We start from the raw sequence: 22,790 nt of genomic DNA, 5'->3' as shown, positions 1-22,790 counted from the left end.
GGGCAGCGTTGACGCGTGCCCGGCCAACAAAACATCATGCCAGACAGAGCGTTGCGCGATGTTTGGCGGATTCCATTCCCAGCTCGATAAGCTCCATAATCTGTATCGCCTGGCTCGCCGGCACCGGATTCTCGCCGTCACCGTTTAACGCATCGCGGATGGCCGCGTAATATGCCGGATAGTTACCGGGCAGCGTCAGCAGGGTCTCTTCCACCAGCGCTTCCCCTTCCACGCGGCTCAGCACACCATCGCGCATATCGTAGCCCCAGTCCTCCTGCGGTAACCGCTCGCCGTTTTTGAGGCGTTCTTCCTGCGGATCCAGACCAAATTTAACGTAGCTTCCCCGCGTGCCATGAACGATATAGCGAGCAGACTCCGCCGCCGCCAGCATAGTGGCGTGAAGAATGACACGGCGCTGCGGGTAGCTAAGAATGGCATGAAAGTAATCCGTGGTCTGCGCGCCGGGCCGGAGCTGCGCCAGATCGACGGTCATGCTCACGGGCAGGCCAAAGAGATTCACCGCCTGATCGAGCAGGTGCGGAGCCAGATCGTACCAGATGCCGCTCCCCGGCCCCGCCTGCTCGCGCCAGCGGTCGCGCACCTGAGGGCGAAAACGATCGAAGTGGGATTCAAACGAGGCGATTTCCCCAAGCGTGCCTTCCGCGATCAGCGCTTTGACGGTGAGGAAATCACTGTCCCAGCGGCGGTTATGAAACACCGACAGTAGCCGCCCGAGGCTGCGCGCAAGCGCGTCCAGTTCTCGCGCCTGTGACAACGTCACGGTGAAGGGTTTATCCACCACCACGTGCTTACCCGCGTCGAGCGCGGCTTTAGCCAGTGGGAAGTGGGTATCGTTTGGCGTGGGTATCACGATTAAATCGATATTGGGATCGTTGAACAGATGCTTAGGCTCAGAAACCACCGGCACCACAGGCCAGTCGGCATTCACTTTGGCTGCATCGCTGCTTGAGATTGCCGCCAGGGACATGCCGGGCGTACCGGCAATCAGCGGCGCGTGAAATGTTTTACTCGCGTACCCATACCCAATAAGGCCGACACGGATATTTTCACTCATAATGCTACCCTCTCACGTCATGAACGTATTTCACACTGGCTTTATGCGCGTCCGGCAGCGTAATTCCGTATCCCTTCACTAAAAATAGCATCCTGTGCCGGTAGTCTTTGTTAAATAAATGTAACCTCATGAGAGCGGATACGGGAACGATACCCAAACCCCTTGCCGACTCGCATGGCGCGCTGTAACATTCGTCATCTGTATTTAAGGATAAATTACAAACGCAAATTATGACGTCAATTATTAATCGAATCATTGAATTAGCAGGATGGATTGTCCTGGGGGTTTCGGTCATTTTGCTCGGCGTTGCCAGCCACATTGATAACTACCAGCCTCCGGAGCCTGTCGCTGCCGTGCAACCGAAGTAGCCTGCCCGCCCGCCGGTGAGTGACATAATGTGTCAGTGGCATATTGCCAGCCGTGGTGAACAAGGTTAACCTCTCTTCCAGGCATCATCTGATGCCTGATTCTTTCTTTAAAGAAAACTCCTAATTTCGTCGCATTACCTGAGTGGGCAGTTTACGTCTTTATTAATCCGTTTATTATCCAAACGAATTACCTTCAGAGGTATTACTCACTTTTATATGGAAACTTATTAAAAATGACAGTTCAGGACTATTTATTAAAATTTCGCAAAATCAATTCGCTTGAGAGCCTGGAAAAACTGTTTGACCATTTGAACTACACGCTGTCAGATAATCAGGAAATCATCAATATGTACCGCGCTGCCGATCACCGTCGTGCTGAACTGGTCTCCGGCGGCCGTCTCTTTAACGTCGGCGAAGTGCCTAAGTCGGTATGGCGTTACGTACTATAAGAAGGTAGCCATCCGCGCGAAATGTTATATACTCTCCGCCCTGCAAATCTCTGTAGAACATTTCGCGCAAACTCATCGGAGAGAACATGACCGCATCGGCTGGTGAAAAAATTGGAGGCTGGTTAATCGCCCCCCTGGCATGGCTGCTGGTTGCCTTATTAAGCGCCTCGCTGGCGCTGCTGCTTTATACCACGGCACTGATTACGCCTCATGCCATTCAGACCCTGATGTCGCAAAGTGTGCTTAATATTACCCTGTGGTTCGTGTCGTTCGTTTTCGCAATTGCCATGTGGTACTACACGCTGTGGCTGACCATTGCCTTCTTTAAGCGTCGTCAGAGTGTGCCCAAACACTACATTATCTGGCTGCTCATTTCCGTGCTGCTGGCGATCAAAGCCTTTGCTTTTTCACCGGTTTCTGACGCGCTGGCGGTTCGCCAGTTGCTCTTTCCGTTATTGGCGGCGGCGCTTCTGGTTCCCTATTTCAAGCGTTCAGCCCGTGTGAAAAAAACCTTCGTTAACCCGTAATAACCTTACAGTTAACCTGTTGTCGCCCGTTGTGGATTATTCGATAATAGGCGGCTTTTTTATTTCAGGCTAAATAATGACCGATTACTTACTGCTCTTTGTCGGCACTGTGCTGGTTAACAACTTCGTCCTGGTGAAGTTTCTGGGCCTGTGTCCGTTTATGGGGGTTTCCAAAAAACTGGAGACCGCAATGGGTATGGGGCTGGCGACCACCTTCGTCATGACCCTGGCGTCGATTTGCGCCTGGTGGATTGACACCTGGATCCTCATTCCGCTGGGCCTGACCTATCTGCGCACCCTGGCCTTTATTCTGGTCATCGCGGTGGTGGTGCAATTTACCGAAATGGTGGTGCGTAAAACCAGCCCCGCGCTGTATCGCCTGCTGGGCATCTTCCTGCCGCTGATCACCACGAACTGCGCGGTGCTCGGCGTGGCGTTGCTGAACATCAACCTCGGTCATAACTTTATGCAATCGGCGCTGTATGGTTTCTCTGCCGCGGTCGGTTTCTCCCTGGTGATGGTGTTATTCGCGTCCATTCGCGAGCGCCTGGCAGCCGCAGATATTCCCGCGCCTTTTCGCGGTAACTCGATTGCGCTGGTCACAGCGGGTTTAATGTCTTTAGCCTTTATGGGCTTCAGTGGTCTGGTGAAGTTGTAATGAATGCAATCTGGATTGCCATCGCCTCAATCAGCGTGCTGGGACTGGTGTTTGGCGTCATTCTGGGGTATGCCTCCCGCCGTTTTGCGGTGGAGGACGACCCGGTTGTCGAAAAAATTGATGAGCTGCTGCCGCAGAGTCAGTGCGGGCAATGCGGCTATCCCGGCTGCCGCCCGTATGCTGAGGCGGTTGGCGTTCAGGGTGAAAAGATTAACCGCTGCGCGCCGGGTGGCGAAGCCGTGATGCTGAAAATCGCTGCCCTGCTTAACGTCGATCCGCAACCGGTGGACGGCGATGCCGACGTGCAGGAGCCAGTGCGTGCCCTGGCGGTGATTGATGAAGCCAACTGCATCGGCTGCACCAAATGTATTCAGGCCTGTCCTGTGGACGCCATTGTCGGTGCCACCCGCGCCATGCACACCGTGGTAGCGGATCTCTGCACCGGCTGCAACCTCTGCGTGGCCCCCTGCCCGACGCAGTGCATAGAATTACGTCCGGTTGAAACGACTACCGAAAACTGGAAATGGGATCTTCAAACCATTCCGGTTCGCATTATTCCTGTGGAACACCATGCTTAAGTTATTCTCCGCGTTCAGAAAAGAGAAGATTTGGGACTTTGATGGCGGTATCCATCCGCCAGAAATGAAAACCCAGTCTAACGGCACGCCGCTGCGTCAAATTCCGCTGGCGACGCGATACGTCATGCCGCTGAAACAACATATCGGCGCTGAGGGTGAACTCTGCGTCAAAGAGGGCGATCGCGTCCTGCGCGGCCAGCCGCTGACCTTTGGACGCAGGCGCATGCTACCCGTTCACGCCCCGACCTCCGGAACCGTGGTGTCGATTGCTCCGCATACCGTTGCGCATCCTTCTGCCTTGTCTGAGCTGAGCGTAACCATCTACGCTGACGGGGAAGATCGCTGGATCGACCGTGACGGCTGGAGCGACTACCGCGCCCAGAGCCGGGAGGCGCTGATTGAGCGAATCCATCAGTTCGGCGTGGCCGGGCTGGGCGGCGCGGGTTTCCCGACGGGGACCAAACTGCGCGGCGGCGGCGACAAAATCGACACGCTGATTATTAACGCCGCAGAGTGTGAACCCTACATTACCGCCGACGATCGTCTGATGCAGGACTGTGCCGCGCAGGTTGTGGAAGGCATTCGCATCCTTGCGCATATCCTGCAGCCGCGCGACGTCTTAATTGGCATTGAAGATAACAAACCGCAGGCCATTTCCATGCTGCGGGCGGTGCTGGCGGGAAGCCACGACATCGGCCTTCGCGTTATCCCGACCAAATATCCTTCTGGCGGGGCTAAGCAGCTCACCCAGATCCTGACCGGCAAACAGGTTCCCCACGGCGGACGTTCATCGGACATCGGCGTGTTGATGCAGAACGTCGGCACGGCCTACGCGGTTAAACGCGCGGTGATTGACGGTGAGCCATTGACCGAACGCGTGGTCACCCTGACCGGTGAATCCGTCTCCCGTCCGGGCAACGTCTGGGCGCGTCTGGGCACACCGGTACGCCATTTGCTTGACCATGCCGGCTTCTGTCCGGGTAGCGATCAGATGGTGATCATGGGCGGCCCGCTGATGGGCTTTACTCTGCCGTGGCTGGACGTCCCGGTGGTCAAAATTACCAACTGCCTGCTGGCGCCCTCCTCCACCGAGATGGGCGAGGAGCAGGAAGAAAAAGGCTGCATTCGCTGTAGCGCCTGTGCCGATGCCTGTCCGGCCGATCTGCTGCCGCAGCAGCTGTACTGGTACAGCAAAGGCCAACTGCACGATAAAGCCAAAGCCCACAATCTGGCAGACTGCATTGAGTGCGGTGCCTGCGCCTGGGTCTGCCCGAGCAATATCCCGCTGGTGCAATATTTCCGTCAGGAGAAGGCCGAGATCTACGCCATCTCCATGGAAGACAAACGCGCCGCTGAAGCCAAAGCGCGCTTCGAGGCTCGCCAGGCACGTCTGGAACGTGAAAAAGCTGCGCGCCAGGAACGTCATAAACAAGCCGCCGTGCAGCCCGCTGAGACGGATCGGGACGCAATCGCCGCCGCGCTGGCCCGCGTGCGGGAGAAAAAAGCTAACGCCGCCGAGACGATAGAAATCCCGGCAGGTGCAAAACCGGATAACAGCGATGCGATTGCCGCCCGTGAAGCGCGTAAAGCCGAAGCCCGCGCGCGTCAGGCTGAAAAAGCGCAGCAGGCAGAGCCCGCTGGTGAAATCGACCCGCGTAAAGCCGCGGTTGAGGCCGCTATTACGCGAGCAAAAGCCCGTGCGCGTCAGGCTGAGAACGTGCAACCGGCAGAACCTGCGGTTGAGGTTGATCCGCGTAAAGCCGCGGTCGAAGCCGCTATTGCGCGAGCAAAAGCCCGTAAAGCAGCCCAGTCCAGCGTCGTGATTGAGCCAGAGGCGGTCGATCCGCGTAAGGCGGCGGTTGAAGCAGCTATCGCGCGTGCTAAGGCGCGCAAAGCCGCACAACAGGCCGCACAACAGGAAGAACAGACCGTCGCTGCAAATGACGATCCACGCAAAGCCGCAGTCGCCGCCGCGATTGCCCGCGTTCAGGCGAAGAAAGCCGCACAGCAAGCAGTTAACGAGGATTAAATGGTTTTCAGAATCGCAAGTTCCCCCTATACCCACAACCAGCGCCAGACCTCGCGCATCATGATGCTGGTGTGCCTGGCGGCACTGCCGGGTATCGCCTTCCAGCTGTGGTTTTTCGGCTGGGGAACGCTTATTCAGTTAGCGCTCGGCTGTGCCAGTGCCCTGGCGGCTGAAGGCCTGGTGCTGAAGCTGCGTAAAAAAGAGGTGAGCCGCATTCTGGCCGACAACTCGGCGCTTTTAACCGGCCTGCTGCTTGCGATCAGTATTCCGCCGTTTGCACCGTGGTGGATGGTAGTGCTGGGCACGGTCTTCGCCGTGATTATTGCTAAACAGCTCTATGGCGGGCTAGGCCATAACCCGTTTAACCCGGCGATGATCGGCTATGTGGTTCTGCTGATCTCCTTCCCGGTGCAGATGACGAGCTGGCTGCCGCCGCAGGAGATCGCGGCCACGGTGCCCGGCTTTATGGATGCCCTGCACGTTATCTTTACCGGACACACCGCCCTCGGCGCGGACATGAACGCGTTGCGCATCGGCGTGGACGGCATTAGCCAGGCGACGCCGCTCGACACCTTCAAAACGTCCCTGCACGCCGGGCACAGCGTGGATCAAATTATGAAGTCCGCCATTTTCAGCGGTATGCTGGCTGGCGCGGGCTGGCAGTGGGTCAACCTTGCGTACCTGCTGGGTGGACTGTTCCTGCTGCAGCAAAAAGCCATTCGCTGGCATATTCCGGTCAGCTTCCTCGTGACGCTGGCGGTCTGTGCGACCCTGGGCTGGGTGTTCTCTCCTGAGTCGCTGGCAAGCCCGCAGATGCATCTGCTCTCCGGCGCGACTATGTTGGGTGCGTTTTTCATCCTGACCGATCCGGTCACCGCCTCCACCACCAACCGTGGCCGCCTGATCTTCGGCGCGCTGGCCGGGCTGCTGGTCTGGCTGATCCGCAGTTTTGGCGGCTATCCGGACGGTGTCGCCTTCGCCGTGCTGTTAGCCAATATCACCGTTCCGCTCATCGACTATTACACGCGTCCTCGCGTGTACGGCCATCGTTAAGGGTTTCGCCATGCTGAAAACAATGCAAAAACACGGCGTTACGCTTGCTATTTTCGCCGCCGTGCTGACAGGCCTGACCGCGCTGGTCAATACCCTGACCAAAACCACCATTGATGAGCAGTCGACGAAGCAGCAGAAAGCGCTTTTTGACCAGGTGATCCCCTCTGACCTCTATGATAATAACCTGCAGCAAAGCTGCTTCCTGGTGCAGGCTCCGCAGCTCGGCAAAGGGACGCATCGCGTCTTTATCGCCCGAAAAGGTGACAAACCGGTGGGCGCGGTGATGGAAGCCACGGCGCCGGACGGTTATTCTGGCGCGATACAGCTGCTGGTCGGTACCGACTTCACGGGCACCGTGCTGGGGACGCGCGTGACGGAACATCACGAAACGCCGGGCCTGGGGGATAAAATCGAGCCTCGCCTGAGCGACTGGATACTGCATTTTGCCGGTAAAGTGATTCATGGCGAGAATGACACTGCCTTTGCGGTGAAGAAAGACGGCGGCGAATTTGACCAGTTTACGGGCGCGACCATCACCCCCCGCGCCGTGGTCAACGCCGTAAAACGCGCCGGGCTGTACGCGGAAACGCTGCCTGCGCAACTTGACAATCTTCCGGCCTGTGAGGAGTAATCATGAGTCAGGTTAAAGAGGTTATCGTCCAGGGTCTCTGGAAGAACAACTCCGCATTGGTTCAGCTGCTGGGGATGTGCCCGCTGCTGGCGGTGACATCCACCGCAACCAACGCCCTTGGCCTGGGGCTGGCGACCACGCTGGTGCTGACCCTGACCAACCTGTCCATCTCTGCGCTGCGCCGCTGGACGCCCACGGAAATTCGCATTCCGATTTACGTGATGATCATCGCCTCGGTGGTGAGCATTGTGCAGATGCTGATTAACGCTTATGCCTTTGGACTGTACCAGTCCCTGGGGATCTTCATTCCGCTTATCGTCACCAACTGCATCGTTGTGGGCCGCGCAGAAGCCTTTGCCGTGAAAAACACCCCGGCGATGTCTGCCCTGGATGGCTTTGCCATCGGCATGGGCGCGACCGGCGCGATGTTCGTCCTGGGCTCCCTGCGTGAAATTCTGGGCAACGGAACGCTGTTCGACGGTGCGGATGCGCTGCTGGGCGGCTGGGCGAAAGCGCTACGCATTGAGGTCTTCCATACGGACACCCCCTTCCTGCTGGCGATGCTGCCACCGGGTGCTTTTATTGGCCTTGGCATGATGCTGGCGATAAAATACCTGATTGATGAAAAACGTAAACGCCGCGCGGCCGAGCGCAGCGTGCAGGAAGGGATACCCGAGAAGGCTTCATGAATAAAGAGAAACGCATTGCGATCCTGACCCGTCTGCGGAATGAAAACCCTCATCCGACGACGGAGCTTAACTTTACCTCACCCTTTGAGCTGCTGATCGCCGTACTGCTCTCTGCGCAGGCCACCGACGTGAGCGTCAACAAAGCCACGGCCCTGCTCTACCCCGTCGCTAATACGCCTGACGCCATGCTTGCGCTCGGCGTCGAGGGGGTTAAATCCTATATCAAGACAATCGGGCTGTTTAACAGCAAAGCCGAGAACGTAATTAAAACCTGCCGGATTTTACTGGAACAACACGGTGGTGAAGTCCCGGAAGATCGCGCTGCGCTGGAAGCCCTGCCGGGCGTCGGGCGCAAGACGGCAAACGTGGTGCTTAATACGGCGTTTGGCTGGCCGACTATCGCCGTGGATACCCATATTTTCCGCGTCTCAAACCGCACCAACTTCGCGCCCGGTAAGAACGTTGAGCAGGTCGAAGAGAAATTGCTCAAAGTGGTACCGGCAGAATTTAAGGTGGACTGCCACCACTGGTTAATTTTGCATGGGCGCTATACCTGCATTGCCCGTAAGCCCCGCTGCGGCTCGTGCATCATTGAAGATCTTTGCGAATACAAAGAAAAAGTCTACGCCTGACGCGCTCACCGCATTCTTCAGCCATTCAATACCTTATAAAAGGAAGGCGTACTAATAACCTTCCTTTTGACCGAAATTTGTTCGCCGTTGACCGCAACGTACCGGGCGATCCTTCGGTGATTTAACACTCAAACAGGTTAATTGTTTTTTCATCACCAAAAATTTCTATACATCTGTGATCGGGATCACTCTGATAACGTCATGTTGGATTTTTGTTGTTAAAAGCCCGGCAAACCCTTAGCCAGACAAGATTTAACCACCCCAACACCGCAGATAAGACCAGTCATTTTTCAGAATATGGGCTATATCACTGCCTGAAAGGGCAAATAGCAGAACATATCGCCATACAGCTGATTTCTGGGGCTAAAGGTAGTGAAAAAAACCAACAAAACTCATCGAATGAAATTTAACGCTGAATAACATTTGCCTGACCCGCTGATTATAGGGCTTCAGTTATATGTAACAGAGTATTACAAACGTATTGCCAGAAGGCCGCGGATAGTGAACATTACCCGCCGTTTCCCCTCCCAATATAACTATAAAGCGGATGGACCACGGTCATCACGCTATGAACACCCCCGTTAATATGGGATGTAAAAAAAGAGGTATATGTGTCGACTGCAAACAATAAACCAACTGAAGAAAGCGTGAGCCTGAACGCTTTTAAACAACCTAAAGCGTTCTATCTCATCTTCTCCATTGAGTTATGGGAGCGTTTTGGTTTCTACGGCCTGCAAGGGATCATGGCGGTCTACCTGGTTAAACAGCTGGGTATGTCAGAAGCCGATTCCATCACGCTGTTCTCTTCATTCAGCGCACTGGTGTACGGTCTGGTCGCGGTAGGCGGCTGGCTGGGTGATAAAGTGCTTGGCACCAAACGTGTCATCATGCTGGGCGCCATCGTTCTGGCGATTGGCTATGGGCTGGTTGCATGGTCTGGCCATGACGCCGCGATTGTGTACATGGGTATGGCGACCATCGCCGTGGGTAACGGCTTGTTCAAAGCGAACCCGTCTTCCCTGCTCTCAACCTGCTATAACAAAGAAGATCCGCGTCTGGACGGTGCATTCACCATGTACTACATGTCCATCAACATCGGTTCCTTCTTCTCTATGCTGGCAACACCGTGGCTGGCTGCTAAGTTTGGCTGGAGCGTCGCGTTCGCATTGAGCTTCGTGGGTATGCTGATCACCGTGGTGAACTTCCTGTTCTGCCGCAGCTGGGTTAAAAACAACGGCTCCAAACCTGACTTCGAACCTGTGCACATGGGCAAACTGCTGGCGACCATCGTAGGTGTTGTGATCCTCGTGGCGATCGCAACCTGGCTGCTGCATAACCAGACCATCGCTCGTGGCGTTCTGGGATTAGTTGCGCTGGGTATCGTCTGTATCTTCGCGAAAGAAGCCTTTGCTATGCACGGTGCTGCGCGTCGTAAGATGATTGTGGCCTTCATTCTGATGCTGCAGGCGATTATCTTCTTCGTTCTGTACATGCAGATGCCAACCTCTCTGAACTTCTTCGCCATCCGTAACGTTGAGCACGCTATTCTGGGCATCGCGTTCGAGCCGGAGCAGTTCCAGGCGCTGAACCCGTTCTGGATCATGATTGGTTCCCCAATTCTGGCTGCCATCTATAACAAGATGGGCGACCGTCTGCCAATGCCGCACAAGTTCGCCATCGGTATGCTGCTGTGCTCCGGTGCCTTCCTGGTGCTGCCGCTGGGTACCAAGTTTGCCACCGACGCGGGTATCGTCTCTGTCAGCTGGCTGATCCTGAGCTACGCGCTGCAGTCTGTGGGTGAGCTGATGATCTCCGGTCTGGGCCTGGCAATGGTTGCACAGCTGGTTCCACAGCGTCTGATGGGCTTCATCATGGGCAGCTGGTTCCTGACCACCGCCGGTGCGGCACTGATCGCCGGTAAGATTGCTAACCTGATGGCTGTGCCGGAGAACGTGACCGACCCGCTGATGTCTCTGAACGTCTATGGCACCGTGTTCATGCAGATTGGTATCGCCACGGGCGTTATCGCCGTGCTGATGCTGCTGACAGCGCCTAAGCTGAATCGTATGACTCAGGACGACGACAACGACACTAAAGCGAGCAAAACCGCTGCCGTGTAATGTCATCGGGAAACGACTGAATAAAAGCCGCTAATGCATTAGCGGCTTTTTTTTTATCCAATCGCGCACTAACATAGCTGAAACCTCAGCGAAAAGGAGTTACCGATGAAACTGTTCTACAAACCGGGCGCCTGCTCTCTTGCTTCCCATATCACCCTGCGCGAAAGCGGCAAGGATTTCACGCTGGATGGCGTCGACCTGATGAAGAAGCGCCTGGAAAATGGCGATGACTATTTTGCCATTAACCCGAAGGGACAAGTTCCGGCTCTGCTGCTGGATGACGGTACGCTGCTCACCGAGGGCGTGGCGATTATGCAGTTCCTCGCGGACAACGTGCCCGACCGCCAGCTCCTTGCTCCGACCGGCAGCATCGCCCGTTATAAGACGCTGGAGTGGCTAAACTATATCGCTACCGAGCTGCACAAAGGCTTTACTCCGCTGTTCCGCCCGGATACGCCGGAAGAGTACAAACCTACCGTGCGCGCACTGCTGGAGAAAAAGCTGCAGTACATTAACGACTCGCTAAAAGACGATCAGTGGATTTCCGGTGCCCGTTTCACCATTGCCGATGCGTATCTGTTCACCGTTCTGCGCTGGGCGCGCGCGGTGAAGCTGAATATGGATGGCTTAGACCATGTTGCGGCGTATATGACGCGCGTGGCGGAGCGTCCGGCGGTTGCCGCGGCGCTGAAAGCAGAAGGGTTGAACTGACCGGGCGGTTTGTGTTGCCGGGTGGCGCTCACGCTCACCCGGCCTACACCTTCATGCGCAGCGCCGCCGGGCGATGATTATAAGCGAGTGGCGCTGAAGTAGTGCTCAGGCTTCGCAATACGCTCCTGCGCCGCCACAACCTGTAATTCGTACTCATGCATGTCTTTGGTGGCAATCATAATTTCATACACGGCTGCAGTGACATGCTCAAGCGCATCGCGCAGGGTTGCGCCCTGCAGCAGTTTCACCAGCAGTAAACCGCTGGTCACGTCCCCCACCCCAACCGGCTGACGCGCGCCGAAATCCACCAGCGGTCGGCTGATGTGCCAGGCGTCATCCCTGGTCACCAGCAGCATTTCAAAACGGTCATGGCTTATCCCTGCGCGCGCGAGGTGCTTCACCAGGACAATCTCCGGCCCCTGAGCAATCAGCTCGCGGGACGCACTTACCGCCTCGTCGACGCTATTGACCGGGTGTTCGCAGAGGATCTCCAGTTCGATCAGGTTTGGGGCGATGATATCACTCGCCGGTAACGCGTGGCGCACGTGAAACTCCGCCACGCCGGGCGCGACGATGCAGCCTTTCTCAGGATGCCCCATCACCGGATCGCAGAAATACTTTGCTGACGGGTTCGCAGCTTTGACCTGGCGTACGATGCCAAGGATGTGCTCACCCTGCTCTGCGGAGCCAAGATAGCCGCTCAGCACGGCGTCACAGCGCTTGAGCTGGTCGATATCAGCAATGCCCTGCACGATCTCCGTCAGATGGGAAGGCGGCATCACGCAGCCGGTCCATTTACCGTATTGCGTATGATTCGAAAACTGAACGGTATTAAGGGGCCAGACGTTGGCACCGAGGCGGCGCATGGGGAATTCCGCAGCGCTGTTACCCGCATGGCCAAAAACAACGTGGGACTGAATGGCGAGGATATTCTTCATTTTTTGCTTACCACTACCCTGAACAAACAAAAGGGGCGTGGTTTCCCACGCCCCTGGCGACATTTTTTAATTACTTCCAGCACACCAGACAGTAGTTTTTCTTACCGCGACGCAGCAGCGTGTAGCGGCCATACAGACGGTCCCCTTCAACGAAGGTGTATTCCGGGTCGGCCTGTTTTTCGCCGTTAATGGTGATGGCGTTAGAGGCGATGGTTTTACGTGCCTGGCCGCGGGACGGCTGCAGCTCGGAATCCACCAGCGCCTGCATCAGGTCTGCACCTTTTTCCATCTCAACCATCGGCACGCCGTCCTGCGCCAGCTGTTCGAAGTCCGCTTCGCTTAAATCGCTCAGCGTGCCGTTGAACAGGCTTGCCGTAATGCGTTTTGCGGCCGCCAGACCTTCTTCGCCATGAACCAGTTTGGTCACTTCGTCCGCCAGCACGTACTGAGCGCGTGGCGCTTTACCGCTGTTTTTGTCTTCTTCTTCAAGCGCATTGATCGCCTCAATATCCATGAAGGTGAAGAATTTCAGGAAACGATACACGTCGGCGTCGGCGGTGTTGATCCAGAACTGATAGAACTTGTACGGGCTGGTTTTCTTCGGATCGAGCCATACCGCGCCGCCTTCGGTTTTACCAAATTTGGTGCCGTCGGCTTTAGTGATCAGCGGTACGGTCAGGCCAAAGACCTGATTCTGATGCAGACGACGGGTCAAATCGATACCAGAGGTGATGTTCCCCCACTGGTCAGAACCGCCAATTTGCAATGCCACGCCGTGCAGTTTGTTCAGGCAGGCAAAGTCATAGCCCTGCAGCAAGTTGTAGGAAAACTCGGTAAAGGAGATGCCCTGATCGTCACGATTCAGACGCTGCTTCACCGCTTCTTTGTTAATCATCTGGTTAACAGAGAAGTGTTTGCCGATGTCGCGCAGGAAGGTCAGCACGTTCATGCCACCAAACCAGTCATAGTTATTCGCGGCAATAGCGGCGTTGTCACCACAGTTGAAGTCGAGGAAAGGGGCAACCTGTTTGCGGATTTTATCCACCCACTCCTGCACCGTGTCTTCAGTGTTCAGTTTACGCTCAGCGGCTTTAAAGCTTGGGTCGCCAATCAGACCGGTCGCGCCGCCCACCAGTGCGACCGGCTTGTGGCCCGCCATCTGGAAGCGTTTCAGGCATAACAAGGGAACAAGATGCCCCAAATGCAAGCTGTCGGCGGTGGGATCGAAGCCGCAATAGAGCGCGATCGGGCCTTGCGCCAGTCGCTCTGCTAACGCTTCTTCGTCCGTCACCTGGGCCACGAGGCCCCGCTCTTGCAATTGTTTAATCAAGTTACTGCTTGCCATCAAATTCTCCATGTATAAACGACTGCACCTTTGCCGGTACACGACTTTTCGCCTGGTGCGAAAGGAACATAGAATAAAGCGCTGGCGCACGTTGCGCTAGCGCTTAAAACAACAAATTTCGGGGTTTAGGGTGCCAGTCTGTCAATTTTCCAGCCGTTGCTCTCGCGCTGGTATAAAAAGCGGTCGTGCAGGCGATGCTCGCCCCCCTGCCAGAATTCCATCTGTTCGATGGGGATGCGGAACCCGCCCCAGAAACTCGGTAACGGCACTTCGCCCTGCTGGAATTTCTGTTTTAACTCGAGGAATTTGCTTTCAAGCACGCCGCGCGCCGAAATACGGCTGGACTGCTTAGAGACCCACGCGCCAATCTGGCTGTCGCGCGGACGGCTGTGGAAATACTTCACCACCTCCAGCGTCGAGAGGCGTTCGACTTTACCGGTGACCATGACCTGACGCTCCAGCATGTGCCAGGGGAACAGCAGGCTAATACGGGGATTGTGTTCGAGATGGTGCGCCTTGCGGCTGCCAAGATTGGTATAGAACACCAGCCCTTTTTCATCATAATGCTTGAGCAACACGATGCGCTGGTAAGGCTGGCCGTTTTCATCAACCGTGGCAACAACCATGGCCGTGGGGTCAGCGAGCTTAGCCTCGCAGGCCTGTTTCAGCCAGCGCTCAAAAAGCGCCAGCGGTTCAGCGGGAAGATCCTGGCGGCGAAGACCGCCTTTGGTGTATTCACGGCGCAGGTGCGCAATTTGCTGCAGTTCGTCGTTATCTGACATGGCGTTAGCTGAAATAGACTTAGGGTGGCGCTATTGTGCGCCGCCCCTGTGAAAATCTCAACGCTTCGGATTTTCTAACTGGCAATTGTTCAGCACGATACGGTCGCGTTTATAGACCGTGGCGCTGTCACCTTTCGACCAGAAGACATAAATCCCGTCGGTATAGCGGGCGCCAGAGGCCGACATGCCCTGCTTGAGGGTCAGGAGTTTATTGTCATAAATAAAGCTCGCTTCCTGACGCGGGTTGTTCAGCTTCACGGTGAGCGGTTTTTCATCGCAGCGATACTCCAGCGTATCGGTCTGCATGCGTTCAACGAACTGGTTATAGGCGCTGCATCCTGCAAGTAAAAAAGGCAGAGTAATAAGAAGAAGTTTTTTCATGGCGTGTTCCGTCGACTTTTCTGATCCCGGAGGGCGTTATCACCCTCCGGCTTTTCATCACATTCTAACGGCTGGCCGCGGCACTGAAATTCAGTTAACTCTGATTATGACGAGGATTTGCGGGGAAAATCGCCCCCAGCACGCTGGCTTCACGCGCGCCGGTGACGGACGGTAAATTGCCCGGCAGGCCGGCAACGGTACGCCACGCAAGCCAGGCGAAGGCCAGTGCTTCCATATCATCCCCGCTGATCCCGGCCTCATCTGTGGTCGAGACTTCGGTGCCTGGCAACAACCCGGCGAGACGTGCCATCACCAGCGGGTTACGGCTGCCGCCGCCACACACCAGCAGTCGCTCGCATCCGCCGCTGAGCATGACCTGTTCGGATATCGAGACAGCGGTTAACTCCACCAGCGTGGTCTGGACGTCCTGCGCGGCCAGCGCCGGAAACGGCGCCAGCTGGCGCTCCAGCCAGCCATAGTTGAAATATTCACGGCCGGTGCTTTTAGGCGCAGGAAGCGAAAAATAGGGATCGCTTAACATGGATTGCAGGAGCGGCAGGACAACTTTACCTTCGCTCGCCCACTGCGCGTCCTTGTCGTAGGGTTTGCCGCACTGACGCCAGATCCAGGCATCCATCAGCATATTGCCCGGCCCCGTATCGTACCCGCGCACCGGCTGGCCCGGGATCAGCATCGACAGGTTGGCGATCCCGCCAATGTTGAGCACCATCCGTCGTTCGCTGGGGTGTGCCAGCAGCGCCTGATGGAAAGCTGGAACCAGCGGCGCGCCCTGCCCGCCAAGGGCAATATCCCGTCGACGAAAATCGCCCACAACCGTTACGCCGGTTTTCGCTACGATCTGGTTGTTATCGCCAATTTGCAGGGTATGCGGCGCGTCGCCGGTCGGTTCATGCCACACCGTTTGCCCGTGACAGCCAATCGCCACAATATCCTGCGGCTGCAGTTTTTCCCTGTGCATAAGCGCCAGAACGGCATCCGCGAACAGCGATCCCAGGCGGACGTCCAGTTGCCCAAGCTGTGACAGCGTCAGCTGCTGACCCTGACAGATGTTCAGGATGTCCTCTTTCAGCGAGACGGGGATCGGCCAGGTCAGGCTTGCCTGCTGGGCCACCATGTTTTCATCTATCGCTGCCAGAACGACATCAACACCATCAAGACTGGTGCCTGACATCACGCCTATGTATCGACCCGATTTCATGCGCTTTCCTTAGGTTGCGTGGTCTTAGGATAAATACTCAACCACAATCCGGGGGGCTTTTCTATGCGGCGATAATATTTTTTAACAATGTCAGACACGTACCACAGAGATTTTTGTTTATGTCTCGTTAAGCCAATTTCAAGTACACTTTTCTTATTGTGCTTACAAAGTTATGAACGTTGGCCTCTTATGCCATATAATTTAGCCATTACGGATGCCCCAACCGGGCGTTGTTGGTGAACAGGAGATTCAAATGATTTTACGTGTACTGAGCGTTTCGCTGATTGGTTTAACACTGGCTGGTTGTGTGAATGACAGTTCACTCTCTGGCGACGTTTATAGCGCGTCTGAAGCCAAACAGGTGCAGAACGTCACCTACGGTACGATTGTCAATGCACGTCCTGTACAAATCCAGGGTGGTGATGACAGCAATGTCGTCGGTGCAATCGGCGGTGCCGTTCTGGGTGGCTTCCTGGGTAACACCATCGGTGGCGGGACAGGTCGTTCACTGGCTACCGCGGCGGGTGCTGTTGCCGGTGGCGTAGCAGGCCAGGGCGTACAGGGTGCCATGAACAAAACTCAGGGTGTTGAACTGGAAATCCGTAAAGATGACGGTAACACCATCATGGTTGTGCAGAAGCAAGGCAACACCCGCTTCTCTGCTGGCCAGCGTGTCGTGATTGCCAGCAACGGCAGCCAGGTGACCGTTTCTCCACGTTAATTTAATAAAGGATACGGTCTACAGGCCGTATCCTTTATCTCACATGAATATCTCCCATCCGTTTTAATTGCTAAAACACATTCATCTTATTCATAATTACTTCCTCTAATACCTTGCTCCTGCGCAAAGTAATTTTTGCATATCATCGCTAAACTCCCCGCCATTATTCATTTTTATTTTGTTAAGATTATTATGCTTGCGATTGGTCGATATGTAAATAATAGATACATCCCTTTCTTTTTGGGGAGCTTTTTTGTTATAGGGATATTGCATTTCCTGTTTTTGCAGCTGGTTAATCACGTCCCCTCGTTTTCACCTTTGTTATTCCCCACGCTGACCATTTTTTTGCTGGTCTTTCATTCGGTTATCGCCTGCTTTATGGTGATGAAATACTGGTGTGACAAACGGCGGTTATATCTTATCGCTATCGCTCTTGCCTTTACCGGCTCAGCGCTGCTGATGATCGGGACGCTCACCAGCTTTCCGGCATGGCTGAACCTCTATCAGTTCAGTACTATTAACTATAACGATGCGATGATTTACTACATGTTTCGCCATATCCTGATGGCGGTGTTGTTTATTGTTTCTGCCCTGTTGTATGTCGTGCGTGATGTTCCCCTTTCCCGCATGACGCATATTTTTCTTTTTTTTGGCATGCTTCTTTTTACCGCAGTGATAATCACCCTCGCCTGGTTCTACTCCAGCCATTCGTCGCTTTTATCCGTCGATTTGATTGATAATGAAACCCGACATTTTATGGTTCTCTGGAACCAGGTTATTAACATTATCTTAATCGTGCTGTGGGTCGCGACGTTTGTCACGCTGATGATTATTACCCGCATACGTAATCTCTTCTGGGTCAGCGGTAATTTTTTATCCGTGTGTTATATCGTGACGCTTTTGATGATGCTGATAGCCGGGCAAGCTGAAGATATTTCCTGGTATCGGGTACGTTTATTTGAGACAGTAGCCACGCTGCTGATTATATTCGTTCTGCTTTATGATGTATTTAACCTCTATCGTGAATCACATTTGAAGTATCAGCAGTCTTATCAAAACTCCATTCGCGATCCGCTTACGCGTCTGTATAACCGCAGTTACTTTTACGACGCCCTCAACCATTCGCTGCGCAGTGCGAGCCGTACCCATCCGGTTTCCGTTGTCGTAAGCGATCTCGATCGCTTTAAGCGTATCAACGACTGCTACGGGCACCTGCAGGGTGATAAAGTATTGCAGTTTGTCGCTAACCTGCTGATGGACTCGGTGCGACCGCATGACATTGCTGCGCGCATCGGGGGCGAAGAGTTCGTTCTGATGCTGGCGAATACCCCCCCGGAGACGGCTCGCCTGGTGGCGGAGCGGATCCGCGAGAAGCTCAGCAGTTTCGATAAAAACAGCAGCGAGGGGCAACTGCCTGAACCCATTACTATCAGCATGGGTGTCTTTACGGCGACGTCAGCCGAAACGACGGCGGAAACGTGTGTGGAGTGCGCCGATAAGGCGATGTATGAAGCGAAAGAGACGGGTCGCAACCGGGTGGTGGTTTACCTGTGAAAAAAAGGCCTTGCTGATGCAAGGCCTTTTTACAGGATCAGTCGCGCGACTGCAGTTCGTGGATGTTTTGCTCGAGGCGAGCAACAAGCCCGATGAGCATCTCCAGTTCCTCAGGTGAAATCCCGGAGAGGATCTCCCCCCGCGTCTTGCTGATGACGGCCTCCATCTCGGTGATGATTGGCGCGGCTTTTTCAGTCAGTTTAATCCGCTTAGCGCGTCGGTCGCTGGCGCAGGTTTGACGGGATATCAGTCCCTTCTCCTCCAACTGATCGAGCGTACGTACCAGCGAAGGCTGTTCAATGCCGATCGCCTTTGCCAGTTGAATTTGTGACTGGTCGGGAGGAAGCTGATGGATGTTATGCAGCGTAACCCAATGCGTCTGTGTCAATTCCAGAGGTTTCAGGCGATGGTCAATCAGAGCACGCCAGACGCGTACCAACCTTGCCAGATCAGAACCTAATGGCGATTCCAATTTCATCTCCTTATAATTAGCTTGCTAAGTTATTATACTGATTTTAGAATAGTGTGCAGCATTTGTATTGCCAAAACAAATGCAATACTGCATACAGCCGATGTTGTCAGTATGATTTACACTGAATATTCATGCGTCGTCATGTAAAAACAGGCCATCGTGGCATTCTCCTCACTGCAAAGGATCTCTGCTCGTGACGTTCTCGTTAAGCTCCGCGGGATTACCCCTCCAGGACCTGGTTGTCGGAGCATCCGTCTATTTTCCGCCGCTGTTTAAAGCTGTCCTGCTGGGCTTTTTGATCTGGCTTGTGGCACACCGCGTGCTGCGCGACTGGATGTACTCCGGCGAAATCTGGCATCCGATGCTGATGGATCTCTCCCTCTTTGCTCTCTCCGTGTGTCTTGGCCTTGCCGTATTGGTTGTGTGGTGAATATGTCCCTGAAAACGCTTAAATACTTTTCCACTCTTTTGGTTCTGGCGCTGGCACTCATCGCGGGTTGGTGGATGTGGAACTACTACATGCAATCGCCCTGGACGCGAGACGGCAAGGTCCGTGCGGAACAGGTCAGTATTACCCCCCAGGTATCGGGCACGATCACCGCGCTGATGGTGAAGGATAATCAGTTCGTTAAACAGGGTGATGTGTTGTTCCGCATTGATGAGACGCCTTTCCACATTGCGGTCCTCAATGCGCAGGCGCAACTTGCTAAAGCCCAGTCCGATCTGGCGAAAGCCAACAATGAAGCCAACCGCCGTCGCCATCTGTCGCAGAACTATATTTCGGCGGAGGATCTGGACACCGCTAACCTCAACGTAAAAGCAATGCAGGCCAGCGTTGAGGTGGCACAGGCCACGCTGAAACAGGCGCAGTGGCAGCTTACCCAGACCGTGGTAAAAGCGCCCGTCGACGGCTGGATAACAAACCTCTCCACCCGCGTGGGCGATTATGCCACCACCGGACAGCCGGTCTTTGCGTTAGTCGACAGCCACTCGTTTTATGTGGTCGGCTACTTCGAGGAAACCAAGCTGCGCCACATTCAGAACGGCGCGCCAGCGACCATAACGCTCTACAGCGGCTCGCAAACGTTACAGGGTCACGTCTCCAGTATCGGCCGCGCCATCTACGATCAGAGCGTTGAGGCCGATTCAGGCCTGGTGCCGGACATCAAACCTAACGTGCCCTGGGTGCGTCTTGCGCAGCGCGTGCCGGTCCGGGTGGAGTTCGATACCCTTCCGCAAGGCATAACGTTGGTATCCGGTACCACCTGCACTGTCTCAATCGGGTCACACTGATGAACCTGCGGGCGTTCTCCTGGCGCAATACGCCGTGGATCAAAGCGACGCGCCCGCAGTGGCGCTACGCCTTGCGCAACGGCATTGCGATGTGTCTGGCGCTTACCGTTGCGTATTATCTCAATCTGGATCAACCCTACTGGGCAATGACCTCGGCGGCAGTGGTCAGCTTCCCGACCGTCGGCGGCGTGATCAGCAAAAGTCTGGGCCGCGTCGCGGGGAGTTTACTCGGGGCTACGGCCGCACTGATTATCGCCGGACATACCCTGAACGATCCGTGGCTCTTTTTACTGAGCATGGCCGGATGGCTTGGGTTTTGCACCTGGGCCTGCGCGCACTTTACCAACAACGTCGCCTACGCTTTCCAGCTGGCGGGCTATACGGCGGCGATCATCGCCTTCCCGGTCGTCAACGTGCTGGACACCACCGAGTTGTGGGACATTGCCCAGGCGCGCGTCTGTGAAGTTATCGTTGGGATCTTGTGTGGCGGGGTGATGATGATGATCCTGCCCAGTACCTCAGACGGTACCGCGCTTATCACCGCCCTGAAGACGATGCACGCGCGCCTGCTGGAACACGCCAGTCTGCTGTGGCAGCCCGACACCAACGATGATATTCGCCTGGCACATGAAAAGGTCATCGGGCAGATCCTGACCATGAATCTGCTGCGCATTCAGGCGTTCTGGAGCCATTACCGCTTCCGCCGCCAGAACACGCTCCTGAACTATCTTCTGCATCAGCAGTTGCGGATGACCAGCGCCATCTCCAGCCTGCGCAGGATGCTGCTGAACTGGCCCGACTCGCCTGTGCATACCCGAGAGGTTATCGATACGCTGCTCGCCGCCCTCGCCCGACCGGATGCGGATATCTATACCGTGGCACGGATTATCGCCCCGCTCGCCCCAACGGATGAATATGACTATCGCCACCGGGCCTTCTGGCAGCGCCTGAACTATTTTTGCCGGCTCTATCTGCGCAGCAGCCGCTGGATCCGGGCGATTGAGAATGCCACCCCGATAACAGAATTCGCCGTACCGGGCAGCCCGGCGCTGGCGCGCCATACCGACTATATGGAAGCCTTGTGGAGCGGGTTTCGCACCTTCTGTGCGCTGACGCTGGTTGGCGCATGGAGCATCACCACCCAATGGGAATCCGGCAGCGCCGCCCTCACCCTGGCCGCCATCAGCTGCGTGCTCTATTCCGTCGTCGCCTCGCCGTTCAACTCGCTGACGCTGCTGCTTCGCACGCTGGTGCTGCTGTCCTTATTCAGTTTTGTCGTCAAGTTTGGGTTGATGGTGCAGATAAGCGATCTCTGGCAGTTTCTGCTGTTTCTCTTTCCGCTATTAATCACCATGCAGTTGCTGAAGCTGCAAATGCCGAAGCTGGCAGGCCTGTGGGGACAGCTGATCGTCTTTATGGGGTCATTTATCTCGGTCACAAATCCACCGGTCTATGATTACGCCGACTTCCTCAATGACAATCTGGCCAAAATTTTAGGCGTGGGGCTGGCGTGGTTAGCGTTCGCCGTGCTGCGTCCAGGGTCCGATGCCCGTAAAAGCCGCCGTCATATTCGGGAGTTACGCAGGGGGTTCGTCGATCAGCTCAGCCGCAGGCCGCATCTGCGCGAGAGTGAGTATGAGTCGCTGGTGTATCACCACGTCAGCCAGCTCAATAACAGTCAGGACTCCCTTGCGCGCCGCTGGCTGCTTCGCTGGGGCGTGGTATTGCTGAACTGTTCGCATGTGGTCTGGCAGCTGCGTGCCTGGGAGACGCGTTCCGATCCGTTGTCGCAGGTTCGGGATGTCTGTATCTCTCTGCTGCGGGATGTCATGAGCGAGCGTGGCGTTCAGCAGCGGTCACTTAGCGTCACGCTCGGCGAACTGCAGCGCATTTGCGATACCCTGGCGCGCCATCATTTGCCTGCGGCGCGGGATTTAGCGTCGATAATCTGGCGGCTGCACTGTTCGCTTTCGCAGCTCGAACAAGCGCCGCCGCCGGGTACGATTGGCGATCAGATCACCCCGCAGGCGTAGCGTGCTCCCCCGCCGCCAAGCGGTTTAGGCTGATCGGACATGTTATCGCCACCAACGTGGATCATCAGCGACTTACCCTTTACCTCGTCCAGCTTTTTCAGCCGTGGCGCGGTAACGGGGTCCGTGGCTTTGCCATCGTTATTCACGACCAGCACCGGCAGGTCCCCTAAGTGCCCCATTCCTTCCGGGCCTTCATGTTTACCGGTGTGCTCAGGATCGAGGTGGCCGCCCGCCGCTTCTGCCGCCGACGCTTTACCCTCTTTTATCGCGGGCTGACAACTGCCGTTGGCATGAACATGGAAGCCATGTTCACCGGGAGGAAGCGCTTTGAGATTGGGGGCAAACTCAAGCCCTTTGTCCGTTTCGGTGATGGTCACCGTCCCGATGGACTGGCCAACCCCCTGAGAGGTGACGAGATTCATTTCTACTTCATCGCTGGCTGCCTGCGCGCCTGCGCAAACAGCCAGTGCCACTAATGCCAGAGCAAAACGTTTCATGTAACCTCCGTTGATTATTTTTTGCTCCTTAAGTT

Annotated in this window: 26 protein-coding genes; 17 read left to right on the top strand and 9 right to left on the bottom strand. The window is 55.5% G+C overall.

Annotated features, from left to right (window positions below; genetic code table 11):
• Window positions 1–34: 34 nt before the first annotated feature.
• Window positions 35–1,075, bottom strand: a complete 1,041-nt coding sequence (locus tag FFS28_RS00935) for an oxidoreductase (protein ID WP_137848486.1) — start codon at window positions 1,073–1,075, stop codon at window positions 35–37.
• Between the two features lie 242 nt (window positions 1,076–1,317).
• Between FFS28_RS00935 and blr the strand changes: the two genes are divergently transcribed.
• The 12 genes from blr (at window position 1,318) to gstA (ending at window position 11,520) form a co-directional block, all read left to right on the top strand.
• Window positions 1,318–1,443 (top strand): division septum protein Blr, encoded by a 126-nt coding sequence (blr, locus tag FFS28_RS00930; protein ID WP_171007377.1) that lies wholly within the window; start codon window positions 1,318–1,320, stop codon window positions 1,441–1,443.
• A 233-nt stretch (window positions 1,444–1,676) separates the two neighbouring features.
• Window positions 1,677–1,892 carry a transcription modulator YdgT gene (gene ydgT / locus FFS28_RS00925; protein WP_006174966.1) on the top strand — a complete coding sequence of 72 codons (216 nt, stop codon included), beginning with the start codon at window positions 1,677–1,679 and terminating at the stop codon, window positions 1,890–1,892.
• Window positions 1,893–1,978: 86 nt separating this feature from the next.
• Window positions 1,979–2,419 (top strand): DUF2569 domain-containing protein, encoded by a 441-nt coding sequence (locus tag FFS28_RS00920; protein ID WP_006174965.1) that lies wholly within the window; start codon window positions 1,979–1,981, stop codon window positions 2,417–2,419.
• A 76-nt stretch (window positions 2,420–2,495) separates the two neighbouring features.
• Window positions 2,496–3,077 (top strand): electron transport complex subunit RsxA, encoded by a 582-nt coding sequence (gene rsxA, locus FFS28_RS00915; protein ID WP_006174964.1) that lies wholly within the window; start codon window positions 2,496–2,498, stop codon window positions 3,075–3,077.
• Entirely contained in the window at window positions 3,077–3,655 is a 579-nt protein-coding gene (gene rsxB, locus FFS28_RS00910; RefSeq protein ID WP_101737819.1) for an electron transport complex subunit RsxB, read from the top strand. The genes rsxA and rsxB overlap by 1 nt, the downstream gene beginning before the upstream one ends.
• Window positions 3,648–5,684 (top strand): electron transport complex subunit RsxC, encoded by a 2,037-nt coding sequence (rsxC, locus tag FFS28_RS00905; RefSeq protein ID WP_137848485.1) that lies wholly within the window; start codon window positions 3,648–3,650, stop codon window positions 5,682–5,684. Before rsxB ends, rsxC begins: the two co-directional genes overlap by 8 nt.
• The gene (gene rsxD / locus FFS28_RS00900; RefSeq protein WP_137848484.1) at window positions 5,685–6,737 is read left to right on the top strand and encodes an electron transport complex subunit RsxD; all 1,053 of its coding nucleotides are present in this window, start codon (window positions 5,685–5,687) and stop codon (window positions 6,735–6,737) included.
• A 10-nt stretch (window positions 6,738–6,747) separates the two neighbouring features.
• Window positions 6,748–7,368: an electron transport complex subunit RsxG gene (rsxG, locus tag FFS28_RS00895; protein ID WP_137848483.1), complete on the top strand. Its 621-nt coding sequence runs from the start codon at window positions 6,748–6,750 to the stop codon at window positions 7,366–7,368.
• 2 nt (window positions 7,369–7,370) lie between these two features.
• A complete protein-coding gene (locus FFS28_RS00890; protein ID WP_058608927.1) occupies window positions 7,371–8,057 on the top strand; it encodes an electron transport complex subunit E in 687 nt (228 codons plus the stop codon).
• Window positions 8,054–8,689, top strand: coding sequence for an endonuclease III (gene nth, locus FFS28_RS00885; protein ID WP_137848482.1), 636 nt, complete (start codon window positions 8,054–8,056; stop codon window positions 8,687–8,689). Before FFS28_RS00890 ends, nth begins: the two co-directional genes overlap by 4 nt.
• A 611-nt stretch (window positions 8,690–9,300) precedes the next feature.
• Window positions 9,301–10,809, top strand: coding sequence for a dipeptide/tripeptide permease DtpA (gene dtpA, locus FFS28_RS00880; RefSeq protein ID WP_137848481.1), 1,509 nt, complete (start codon window positions 9,301–9,303; stop codon window positions 10,807–10,809).
• A 105-nt stretch (window positions 10,810–10,914) separates the two neighbouring features.
• Complete coding sequence (gene gstA / locus FFS28_RS00875) at window positions 10,915–11,520, top strand: glutathione transferase GstA (protein ID WP_006174955.1); 606 nt, start codon at window positions 10,915–10,917, stop codon at window positions 11,518–11,520.
• A gap of 77 nt (window positions 11,521–11,597) precedes the next feature.
• On the opposite strand, the gene pdxY is transcribed toward gstA, so the two are convergent.
• The 5 genes from pdxY to anmK all read right to left on the bottom strand — a co-directional run bounded on the left by pdxY (window position 11,598) and on the right by anmK (window position 16,185).
• Window positions 11,598–12,458: a pyridoxal kinase PdxY gene (pdxY, locus tag FFS28_RS00870; protein ID WP_137848480.1), complete on the bottom strand. Its 861-nt coding sequence runs from the start codon at window positions 12,456–12,458 to the stop codon at window positions 11,598–11,600.
• 70 nt (window positions 12,459–12,528) lie between these two features.
• On the bottom strand, window positions 12,529–13,803 hold the full coding sequence (gene tyrS / locus FFS28_RS00865) for a tyrosine--tRNA ligase (protein ID WP_042319674.1): 1,275 nt from the start codon (window positions 13,801–13,803) through the stop codon (window positions 12,529–12,531).
• A 125-nt stretch (window positions 13,804–13,928) separates the two neighbouring features.
• Window positions 13,929–14,585: a pyridoxamine 5'-phosphate oxidase gene (pdxH, locus tag FFS28_RS00860; RefSeq protein ID WP_102891007.1), complete on the bottom strand. Its 657-nt coding sequence runs from the start codon at window positions 14,583–14,585 to the stop codon at window positions 13,929–13,931.
• Window positions 14,586–14,642: 57 nt separating this feature from the next.
• Window positions 14,643–14,966 (bottom strand): C-type lysozyme inhibitor, encoded by a 324-nt coding sequence (gene mliC / locus FFS28_RS00855; RefSeq protein ID WP_006174951.1) that lies wholly within the window; start codon window positions 14,964–14,966, stop codon window positions 14,643–14,645.
• 94 nt (window positions 14,967–15,060) lie between these two features.
• Entirely contained in the window at window positions 15,061–16,185 is a 1,125-nt protein-coding gene (gene anmK, locus FFS28_RS00850) for an anhydro-N-acetylmuramic acid kinase (protein ID WP_137848479.1), read from the bottom strand.
• A 253-nt stretch (window positions 16,186–16,438) separates the two neighbouring features.
• Between anmK and slyB the strand changes: the two genes are divergently transcribed.
• Entirely contained in the window at window positions 16,439–16,906 is a 468-nt protein-coding gene (gene slyB / locus FFS28_RS00845; protein ID WP_137848478.1) for an outer membrane lipoprotein SlyB, read from the top strand.
• A gap of 105 nt (window positions 16,907–17,011) precedes the next feature.
• Here slyB and FFS28_RS21760 read toward each other — a convergent pair whose 3' ends face one another.
• A complete protein-coding gene (locus FFS28_RS21760) occupies window positions 17,012–17,206 on the bottom strand; it encodes a hypothetical protein (protein ID WP_249357416.1) in 195 nt (64 codons plus the stop codon).
• 18 nt (window positions 17,207–17,224) lie between these two features.
• Here FFS28_RS21760 and FFS28_RS00840 point away from each other — a divergent pair, with 18 nt between their 5' ends.
• Window positions 17,225–18,460 (top strand): sensor domain-containing diguanylate cyclase, encoded by a 1,236-nt coding sequence (locus tag FFS28_RS00840; protein ID WP_249357415.1) that lies wholly within the window; start codon window positions 17,225–17,227, stop codon window positions 18,458–18,460.
• A 37-nt stretch (window positions 18,461–18,497) separates the two neighbouring features.
• On the opposite strand, the gene slyA is transcribed toward FFS28_RS00840, so the two are convergent.
• Complete coding sequence (gene slyA / locus FFS28_RS00835; protein ID WP_006174947.1) at window positions 18,498–18,938, bottom strand: transcriptional regulator SlyA; 441 nt, start codon at window positions 18,936–18,938, stop codon at window positions 18,498–18,500.
• Window positions 18,939–19,125: 187 nt separating this feature from the next.
• On the opposite strand from slyA, the gene FFS28_RS00830 reads away from it, so the two are divergent.
• The 3 genes from FFS28_RS00830 to FFS28_RS00820 are packed head-to-tail and all read left to right on the top strand — an operon-like array spanning window position 19,126 to window position 22,258.
• On the top strand, window positions 19,126–19,362 hold the full coding sequence (locus tag FFS28_RS00830; protein WP_006174946.1) for a DUF1656 domain-containing protein: 237 nt from the start codon (window positions 19,126–19,128) through the stop codon (window positions 19,360–19,362).
• Window positions 19,363–19,364: 2 nt separating this feature from the next.
• Window positions 19,365–20,225: an efflux RND transporter periplasmic adaptor subunit gene (locus tag FFS28_RS00825; RefSeq protein ID WP_137848476.1), complete on the top strand. Its 861-nt coding sequence runs from the start codon at window positions 19,365–19,367 to the stop codon at window positions 20,223–20,225.
• Window positions 20,225–22,258: an FUSC family protein gene (locus tag FFS28_RS00820; RefSeq protein WP_137848475.1), complete on the top strand. Its 2,034-nt coding sequence runs from the start codon at window positions 20,225–20,227 to the stop codon at window positions 22,256–22,258. The genes FFS28_RS00825 and FFS28_RS00820 overlap by 1 nt, the downstream gene beginning before the upstream one ends.
• On the opposite strand, the gene sodC is transcribed toward FFS28_RS00820, so the two are convergent.
• On the bottom strand, window positions 22,237–22,755 hold the full coding sequence (sodC, locus tag FFS28_RS00815) for a superoxide dismutase [Cu-Zn] SodC (RefSeq protein ID WP_006174943.1): 519 nt from the start codon (window positions 22,753–22,755) through the stop codon (window positions 22,237–22,239). The two genes, FFS28_RS00820 and sodC, sit on opposite strands and share 22 nt — an antisense overlap.
• Window positions 22,756–22,790 lie beyond the last annotated feature (35 nt).

The sequence above is a fragment of the Enterobacter sp. 2VL genome, assembly GCF_005503595.1.
GTDB classification, from domain to species: domain Bacteria; phylum Pseudomonadota; class Gammaproteobacteria; order Enterobacterales; family Enterobacteriaceae; genus Enterobacter; species Enterobacter cancerogenus.
Note: the sequence above shows the minus strand (reverse complement) of the source record. Positions and strands in the feature narration are given on the sequence as shown.

Bases quoted from the DNA above. Each gene is read 5' to 3' on its own strand.
- rsxC (WP_137848485.1), top strand. From the start codon at position 3,648: ATGCTTAAGTTATTCTCCGCGTTCAGAAAAGAGAAGATTTGGGACTTT.
- FFS28_RS00825 (WP_137848476.1), top strand. From the start codon at position 19,365: ATGTCCCTGAAAACGCTTAAATACTTTTCCACTCTTTTGGTTCTGGCG.
- sodC (WP_006174943.1), bottom strand. From the start codon at position 22,755: ATGAAACGTTTTGCTCTGGCATTAGTGGCACTGGCTGTTTGCGCAGGC.
- rsxG (WP_137848483.1), top strand. From the start codon at position 6,748: ATGCTGAAAACAATGCAAAAACACGGCGTTACGCTTGCTATTTTCGCC.
- FFS28_RS00820 (WP_137848475.1), top strand. From the start codon at position 20,225: ATGAACCTGCGGGCGTTCTCCTGGCGCAATACGCCGTGGATCAAAGCG.
- rsxB (WP_101737819.1), top strand. From the start codon at position 3,077: ATGAATGCAATCTGGATTGCCATCGCCTCAATCAGCGTGCTGGGACTG.
- rsxD (WP_137848484.1), top strand. From the start codon at position 5,685: ATGGTTTTCAGAATCGCAAGTTCCCCCTATACCCACAACCAGCGCCAG.
- mliC (WP_006174951.1), bottom strand. From the start codon at position 14,966: ATGAAAAAACTTCTTCTTATTACTCTGCCTTTTTTACTTGCAGGATGC.
- ydgT (WP_006174966.1), top strand. From the start codon at position 1,677: ATGACAGTTCAGGACTATTTATTAAAATTTCGCAAAATCAATTCGCTT.
- FFS28_RS00890 (WP_058608927.1), top strand. From the start codon at position 7,371: ATGAGTCAGGTTAAAGAGGTTATCGTCCAGGGTCTCTGGAAGAACAAC.
- anmK (WP_137848479.1), bottom strand. From the start codon at position 16,185: ATGAAATCGGGTCGATACATAGGCGTGATGTCAGGCACCAGTCTTGAT.
- pdxH (WP_102891007.1), bottom strand. From the start codon at position 14,585: ATGTCAGATAACGACGAACTGCAGCAAATTGCGCACCTGCGCCGTGAA.
- nth (WP_137848482.1), top strand. From the start codon at position 8,054: ATGAATAAAGAGAAACGCATTGCGATCCTGACCCGTCTGCGGAATGAA.
- rsxA (WP_006174964.1), top strand. From the start codon at position 2,496: ATGACCGATTACTTACTGCTCTTTGTCGGCACTGTGCTGGTTAACAAC.
- pdxY (WP_137848480.1), bottom strand. From the start codon at position 12,458: ATGAAGAATATCCTCGCCATTCAGTCCCACGTTGTTTTTGGCCATGCG.
- FFS28_RS00935 (WP_137848486.1), bottom strand. From the start codon at position 1,075: ATGAGTGAAAATATCCGTGTCGGCCTTATTGGGTATGGGTACGCGAGT.
- FFS28_RS00920 (WP_006174965.1), top strand. From the start codon at position 1,979: ATGACCGCATCGGCTGGTGAAAAAATTGGAGGCTGGTTAATCGCCCCC.
- slyB (WP_137848478.1), top strand. From the start codon at position 16,439: ATGATTTTACGTGTACTGAGCGTTTCGCTGATTGGTTTAACACTGGCT.
- gstA (WP_006174955.1), top strand. From the start codon at position 10,915: ATGAAACTGTTCTACAAACCGGGCGCCTGCTCTCTTGCTTCCCATATC.
- tyrS (WP_042319674.1), bottom strand. From the start codon at position 13,803: ATGGCAAGCAGTAACTTGATTAAACAATTGCAAGAGCGGGGCCTCGTG.
- slyA (WP_006174947.1), bottom strand. From the start codon at position 18,938: ATGAAATTGGAATCGCCATTAGGTTCTGATCTGGCAAGGTTGGTACGC.